This is a genomic window from Streptococcus agalactiae ATCC 13813 (genome assembly GCF_000186445.1).
Lineage (GTDB): Bacteria > Bacillota > Bacilli > Lactobacillales > Streptococcaceae > Streptococcus > Streptococcus agalactiae.
Genome location: NZ_GL636070.1, coordinates 707,226 through 707,934 on the forward strand (window position 1 = coordinate 707,226; position 709 = coordinate 707,934).

A 709-nucleotide genomic window follows, 5' to 3' on the forward strand; every position below is an offset into this window, starting at 1 on the left:
CTTTTTGTCAGTTTAAAAGAGCTTTTTGGCTCTTTTGTTATTCGTTTTTTTAATGAATAAAATGTTATTATTTTATTGTTAACTAAATAAAGTTCGTAATTTTATATTATTTATATAGAATTACGAGTTTTTGTTAGACTAATATGAGAAAATATAGTATGACGAATTCCTAAATAAAAAATAATGAAAGGAACATGATGTTAAAAGATGTTAATGTTGGAATGAGTCATTTATTAGTTAGAGGTGCTATTATTCTAGTAGTAGGGATTGTTTTTTCTGTTGCAACAGATTCAGTAAGTACTTCAAGTGGGAGCTTTGGAATAGGTTATCGAGAAGAAAAGACCCAGACGTTCTTTTTGGATCAGCTGTCCCAAGTGCTTTTGCATTGCGGGGAGCCCGATACTGTTAGATTTACTTATACAAATAGCTTCTATATGATGAAAGATATTTATATCGCTCTGGATGGTGCTGGTAGCTCTTTGACCACTCATGATCATGCTGTTCCTAATGATTAAACCAGATTATATAAGGTATTTCAAAGTCATTGACGATATGCATGATATCATGTACCAACAGACTGTTTTTCATGTTCAACCGCAAGTTTGCAAATACACCATGAAATCGATTGATCAATTAGTTGTAGATGATTTGAATCATATCAGTAATGAGAAAACCACTTTGGTTAAATAAAAAGAACACTGTCAAAAAT

The 709-nt window shown here is 31.0% G+C and carries 2 protein-coding genes; one reads left to right on the plus strand and one right to left on the minus strand.

All coding sequences use genetic code 11. From position 1 onward, the window contains the following. Positions 1-302: 302 nt before the first annotated feature. Positions 303-497: a hypothetical protein gene (locus tag HMPREF9171_RS1000000113395; protein WP_079255206.1), complete on the minus strand. Its 195-nt coding sequence runs from the start codon at positions 495-497 to the stop codon at positions 303-305. Here HMPREF9171_RS1000000113395 and HMPREF9171_RS109595 point away from each other — a divergent pair. Beyond that, positions 490-690 carry a hypothetical protein gene (locus HMPREF9171_RS109595; protein ID WP_079255207.1) on the plus strand — a complete coding sequence of 67 codons (201 nt, stop codon included), beginning with the start codon at positions 490-492 and terminating at the stop codon, positions 688-690. The two genes, HMPREF9171_RS1000000113395 and HMPREF9171_RS109595, sit on opposite strands and share 8 nt — an antisense overlap. Positions 691-709 lie beyond the last annotated feature (19 nt).

Excerpts from the sequence above, each read along its gene's own strand:
- HMPREF9171_RS109595 (WP_079255207.1), top strand. The coding sequence starts at position 490 with ATGATCATGCTGTTCCTAATGATTAAACCAGATTATATAAGGTATTTC.
- HMPREF9171_RS1000000113395 (WP_079255206.1), bottom strand. The coding sequence starts at position 497 with ATGATCATGAGTGGTCAAAGAGCTACCAGCACCATCCAGAGCGATATA.